The sequence below is a fragment of the uncultured Campylobacter sp. genome (genome assembly GCF_938045205.1).
Lineage (GTDB): Bacteria > Campylobacterota > Campylobacteria > Campylobacterales > Campylobacteraceae > Campylobacter_B.
The window spans coordinates 1-5226 of sequence record NZ_CALIMY010000075.1 but is presented as its reverse complement, the minus strand read 5'-3'; the positions used below and the strand labels follow the sequence as shown (position 1 = coordinate 5226).

Genomic DNA, 5226 nt, shown 5'->3' with positions numbered 1-5226 from the left:
CTGCTCTACGAGGCGCTACAGCGCGCGCTCAAGACTCAAAACATAGTAGATATGAACGCTTGCATCGCTTGCGGGGATGACGAATATCTAAACGACGCTAGCGTGCGATTTCACGAGCGCATGGGCTTTCGCTTCGTCGGCAGATTCGAGCGCTGCGCCTATAAATTCGGCCGCTGGTACGATATGGCGTGGATGCAAAAGCCCATCGGCGAGCATCTGCAAAACCAGCCTCCGATGAAGCCTTTCGCGCGCTTTAGAGATGAAATTTGCGCGAGCGTGGGCATTGAAATTTAATTTAAAGGAAAAACTTTGACGCACTTTATCATAGACGACGAAAATATCGACGTCGATAATATATTCGACGTCGTAAATCTCAAAGAGGGCGATGAGCTAAATATCGTCTCCAACACCGCCAAAAAGATCGGCGCCTTGACCCTTGCGCGCCTATCGAAGATGGGCGTTAGCATAGGCGAGGTCTTTACGATCGGCAAGCAGAGAAAAGACTTTGCCGATAAGATCATCGTGTTTTTGATGGGCAAGCTCTGCGGGCAGGAGGGCAAGATCGGCATCGTCAGCAACGACAAATTTTACGACGACGTGATAGAATTCTTTAATAATCTAAACTACCGCAAAAATCCTAAATTTGAAAAGATCAGTCTAGCCTCGCACGCCGCAGGGGCGAGCGCAAAACAAAGCAAAGCAAGCGGCGCGGCGGAGAAAAAAGCCCAAAAAGCGGAGCCGAAGGCTACAAAGCAGGAGCCAAAAACTGCGAAATGTGAGCCAAAGACCCAAAAGCAAGGGGCAAAAACCGCGAAGCAGGAGCCGAAGGCTGTACAACAGGAACAAAAAGCTGCAAATTCTAAAATCGCCAAAGCGGACATTGCCGCGGCGGAAGCGCTGATACCCCAGTGCGTGAGCCTACAAGCCCTCTATGCCGCGTGCGTCGCAAAGCTCGGCAGAGCCAAAGGCTGCGAGGCCTACCGCGAGATCAAGGACGGCGCGCGGACGCGATACGCGAGCATTGCCTACGATAGCGACCTAAAAGACGGCGCCGTAAGGCGAAACGCGATCAAGCTCTACCGCGAAAGCGGCGGCGATATGGCGGAATTTCACAATAAGCTGACGAGCGAATACAAACACGCGGGGCCTGAAATTTATAAAGAATTTAAAGAAAAACTCGTCGGAAAGATGATCTAGACGCCTCGGTGTAAGGATTTAAGGCATAGCGATAGAGCGCATCGCGACGTAGTGGCTAGAGCACGGCCTGACAGCATTAGATGCGCCGTTACGGCGTGCGGTATGATGCAGCACAACCAAGCGCAACCCGAAATAAAACTATTTGTTTACGCGGCATCGGTTTTATTTTGCCGTATATGACGAAGCAGAGCCCAGGCACTTAGGCATAGCAGCAGATTAAAGATATATAGGATAAATTTCATTTTATCGGAATTTAATCATAATTAAAGTCGTCCAAATCGTAGCCGAAAATATGCAAGGTATTTAAGGCTAGCTCTCTAACCTCTATCCAAGATTTATTGTGATATACCAAATACTCACCTATGCCTTCTAGTAGGCTTTGATCTTTAAAGTATCTATCTATAAGCCCCATAAGCTCTCTTAGCGCATCCCTCTCGTATGGCAGGAAGCAAAATTCAAATTGCTCCAATAAAGCGCTCTTGCATTCGGTATATAAAAGTTCCGCCATTTCCGACGGATCTTCATATTTATTGATTGTGGGATGGACGATATACTTGTCCTGATATTCCGAAGAAGCCATTCTGCTTAGGCGGCACATAAGAGTGCCTTTCTTAAATATCTCTTTTCCGTTAATTTGCATTTGGGTTTCCTTTTATTGGGATATGAGTTTCGTTGGTTTTGGATTTTAAATCCCCGCGCTCATAAAAATCATCGAGAGTGAAACCAAGTATATTCAGTAGTCTTAATGACTTCTTCATTATCTTTTTCCAAATTTCAGGCATATTATCATATATCTCATCGTAGTCATATTTGCTATAAAAATAATCGATCATCTCTTTATACTCTGCTATGGCTTTTAGTTCTATTTCTGTAAATAGAAATTTGTATTCCGGTCTCTGGGCTATCTATAGAGGATTATATACATATTCTACTAATTCGCCCGGTGTTGCATATTCATCGATAGTGGAATTATCTATATATCTAATCTGATGTTTTCTCGATGCAAGACAATATAAAGGCTCGACGATAAAAGCCTTTTGTGCATTATTTTTCTGCATTTGGGTTTCCTTTTATTGGGATGTGAGTTTGCCCGCATTATATCGTAATATATTTTTAAAATTCTCGCAGAAATTATCATTTTAAAAAACTACTATTTTAAAAGTGCAATTTGTTTTAAAGCTTTTCCCGCACACTTCCTTAAATCCTCTTCGCTTAATAAATCTCCTACCGTATCATCGCCTTTTAGCTCTTCGTCCGGTTCGAATTCATCGATGTCCGTAAGAAGCCTATTTAGCGGCTCATAATATTCATCGGGGAAATTTTTATCATTCATAAATTTATCCCAATATATCTTTTCGAATTCAAATACGTTGATTCTATTTTGCAAAAAATCCTCTATTATTTTTATATATTCCTCTATCACAATGAGCCCTTTTAGGTATATTTTAATCGCCCGCCGCTCTAATGCTTAGAACTGACCATAAATCACTACCTATATTCACGCCTTCGCATAAATTTTTTATAATTGTTAAGTCGTTAGAAGAAATTTTTATATCATATTCATACATTTGAACTAAAAAATCTTCCAGCGCTATACCATATTCTCTAGCCTTAACCAGCTCTTCCAAATAAATTACAAAGTCGCACCGACCGACTCCGGTAAATTCATCTTCGTAATTACGGAACAAATTTAAAAATATCAAATCGCCGTATCTCATTCGCCACTTTCCTTAAATTTATTTCTCATAGCCGCCTCATAATCTTCTAGCCTCGAATTTCTATTTGAATATCAAGCAAGTCATCGTGATCTGGGTATTTGGCAGTCTCCGAGAGCGTAAATTGTATCATATCGAGTAACTGCTCAGCCAAATCACCGTATTTTTTCTTAAATGCATCAAAATGTAAGAAAATTAGCTTTAAATCGTCTCGAACGCCCTGCTTATTTTTTAACCCATATCTCGAGTTTTCTTCTTTTTCTTCGATGTATTCGCTATAGCTTTCCCATTCGTCCTTATCTTCATATTGCTCCCATTCTTCCTCGCTGTAGTCTTTCCATTCTTTAAATCGTAGAAACCAAAAGAAGTCCGCGAATGCATCAGGGCCGATACGCAGCGGCAAATACAGCTTTTCGGATAAATATGAGTATAACTTATGCTCTATTTCTTTGGGGCAATAATTATGCCACTCATCAATATATCTTCTGTCTTTTTGTAACTCATCAAAGTCAATCACTGCTTCTATCATTTTTCCCCACCCTAACTATGCTAACGCATATTTTCTTGAAATTCTAAAAATCAAATAAGCGTAGATTAACGCAAACTTGCCTTTGTTAAATTTTAGTATAAATCAGACCAAAAAGGCACATACGGGCATTTTCTGACCGGCTCAAGAGGATTTTTACCAAATTCCCTCAAAAAGTAGTCATATAAATTTTTCCCATAATAAATGACATCGGTATAGTGTATAGATAAGACTGGCGGATCCGGCAATTTAAGACACGGCATATATCTATGAGAATATACGGGTATAATCTTAGGTGCAATTTTGGCTGCTTCTAGTACAACGGCTCGCTTGCGAGATCCGTCTTCGGGCATCGGACCCCATTTTTGCGTATTCCAATAGTTCTCATTTGGAAAAATTTCATCAATAGGATCGTTTTTTAAGTACTCAAAGACGTAGTTCATGGCCTGCGTTGAATTTGTACAACCCTCAGAATTCCCCCGAACACTCGATTACAGAATATCCGTATGTAGTCTTTTAAAAAACTATATAAAAATATTTGTCGTCTCTTAAGGAAACTTTAAATAATAAGCAAAAATGGGTTAAAACCTATAGACCTTAAGAAATTTAGCTTAAGCTTTGTAGCAGCTTAAGGCTTAAACCCTTAAGTAGGCTAATTAAACACAATTTTTACTTAGTGCTTTAAACGCTTATCCATAAAACATATTCTTATTGGTATAAAGAATACAATAGATAAAGCTTAAGACACTATTTTTGTCCTTATGCGTCGGAGATTATATTAGAAAGATCTTAAAAGCTACTTAGTCGAAATTTATTGATACTCTTTTTGAGCTTTCCCTCTTAGCTGAAAAGTGCCTAAAAGCCCTTAAGCTTCTTTAAAATCATAACGGGCATGGAAACTTGATAGAGTGGACTAGCTCGATAGTCTTTTAAAATTTTTTAAAAGCATGGGCAAGCGATGCAATTTCCTACACATTGCCAAGATTTCTAAAATACAGAGGGTATGATTCAAAATTTAAGTAGACAGGTAAAATGTAGCGAAATGAAGGGAGACAAATCGAGCACGGCAAGAGTAGCTAGAATAATAAAGAACGCTAAAGTATTTATTCACATACCAACAAACACCAAAGCAGTCACCCATCAAATTACAAAGCAAATAAATGGTATAGGAGTATCAAAGAGCAATGAAAAGACCAAATAGTGAATAAAAGGATAAAGTAGACATTCTAAAAGCTTTATGCACTATAACACTAAAAGCAAGCATCAAGGCTTAATAGTTGCAGCGATTAAAGCATTAAGGTGCTAAAGCACTTAAATGTTATTTCAAAGCAAAGCTTAAAGTGCAGAACTTGAAGCAGCCGTAGTTTTTTAAGTAGCAACTCAATACATCAAACACCTAAAGTAGTAATAAAGATCAATGATGATAAAAGTATTAATAAAGGTAAGTAAATCGGGTATATATCGAGAATAGTAGGCATAAGTATAACAAGCAAATTAAGTATAGTAAGCATAATAGCAAATAAATCGAGCATGGCAAGCATCGCAAGAGCATAATAAAATGAGGTACGAGAATATCTACACGATCCGCTTGATTGCAAATATATCGAAAAGCAGCAAAAACATTAAAAGAATAAGTAAATCAAGCAAATTAAGTCTAGCATGAATAATAAAGGAGCTCAAGAATGTCTGCTACTACTAAAAGCAAACTAAGTACCGAACTAGACGATCAATACTCATATATACAAGAGGCATTAGCCAAAGTATTCGACAATTATAAGAAACTAAAAA

General features: G+C 38.9%; 8 protein-coding genes. 2 read left to right on the top strand and 6 right to left on the bottom strand.

What is annotated here, in order from left to right:
- Together Q0198_RS04270 and Q0198_RS04265 are read left to right on the top strand one after the other, a co-directional pair.
- The coding region (locus Q0198_RS04270; protein ID WP_297895393.1) for a GNAT family N-acetyltransferase at positions 1-294 on the top strand (294 nt) is incomplete at its 5' end.
- Between the two features lie 15 nt (positions 295-309).
- Complete coding sequence (locus Q0198_RS04265) at positions 310-1197, top strand: hypothetical protein (RefSeq protein ID WP_297895390.1); 888 nt, start codon at positions 310-312, stop codon at positions 1195-1197.
- A gap of 253 nt (positions 1198-1450) precedes the next feature.
- On the opposite strand, the gene Q0198_RS04260 is transcribed toward Q0198_RS04265, so the two are convergent.
- From Q0198_RS04260 to Q0198_RS04235, 6 genes are all read right to left on the bottom strand, one after another.
- A complete protein-coding gene (locus Q0198_RS04260) occupies positions 1451-1666 on the bottom strand; it encodes a hypothetical protein (RefSeq protein ID WP_297895388.1) in 216 nt (71 codons plus the stop codon).
- Between the two features lie 160 nt (positions 1667-1826).
- Entirely contained in the window at positions 1827-1955 is a 129-nt protein-coding gene (locus Q0198_RS04255; protein ID WP_297895385.1) for a hypothetical protein, read from the bottom strand.
- A 392-nt stretch (positions 1956-2347) separates the two neighbouring features.
- Positions 2348-2620, bottom strand: coding sequence for a colicin immunity domain-containing protein (locus tag Q0198_RS04250; protein ID WP_297895383.1), 273 nt, complete (start codon positions 2618-2620; stop codon positions 2348-2350).
- A gap of 22 nt (positions 2621-2642) precedes the next feature.
- Complete coding sequence (locus tag Q0198_RS04245) at positions 2643-2915, bottom strand: hypothetical protein (RefSeq protein WP_297895381.1); 273 nt, start codon at positions 2913-2915, stop codon at positions 2643-2645.
- A 46-nt stretch (positions 2916-2961) separates the two neighbouring features.
- A complete protein-coding gene (locus Q0198_RS04240) occupies positions 2962-3441 on the bottom strand; it encodes a hypothetical protein (RefSeq protein ID WP_297895379.1) in 480 nt (159 codons plus the stop codon).
- A 92-nt stretch (positions 3442-3533) separates the two neighbouring features.
- Positions 3534-3881: a hypothetical protein gene (locus Q0198_RS04235; RefSeq protein WP_297895378.1), complete on the bottom strand. Its 348-nt coding sequence runs from the start codon at positions 3879-3881 to the stop codon at positions 3534-3536.
- Positions 3882-5226: the final 1345 nt, after the last annotated feature.

What these genes read in the sequence shown, in the direction of transcription:
- Q0198_RS04235 (WP_297895378.1), bottom strand. Translation starts at nt 3,881, where the DNA reads ATGAACTACGTCTTTGAGTACTTAAAAAACGATCCTATTGATGAAATT.
- Q0198_RS04245 (WP_297895381.1), bottom strand. Translation starts at nt 2,915, where the DNA reads ATGAGATACGGCGATTTGATATTTTTAAATTTGTTCCGTAATTACGAA.
- Q0198_RS04255 (WP_297895385.1), bottom strand. Translation starts at nt 1,955, where the DNA reads ATGAAGAAGTCATTAAGACTACTGAATATACTTGGTTTCACTCTCGAT.
- Q0198_RS04240 (WP_297895379.1), bottom strand. Translation starts at nt 3,441, where the DNA reads ATGATAGAAGCAGTGATTGACTTTGATGAGTTACAAAAAGACAGAAGA.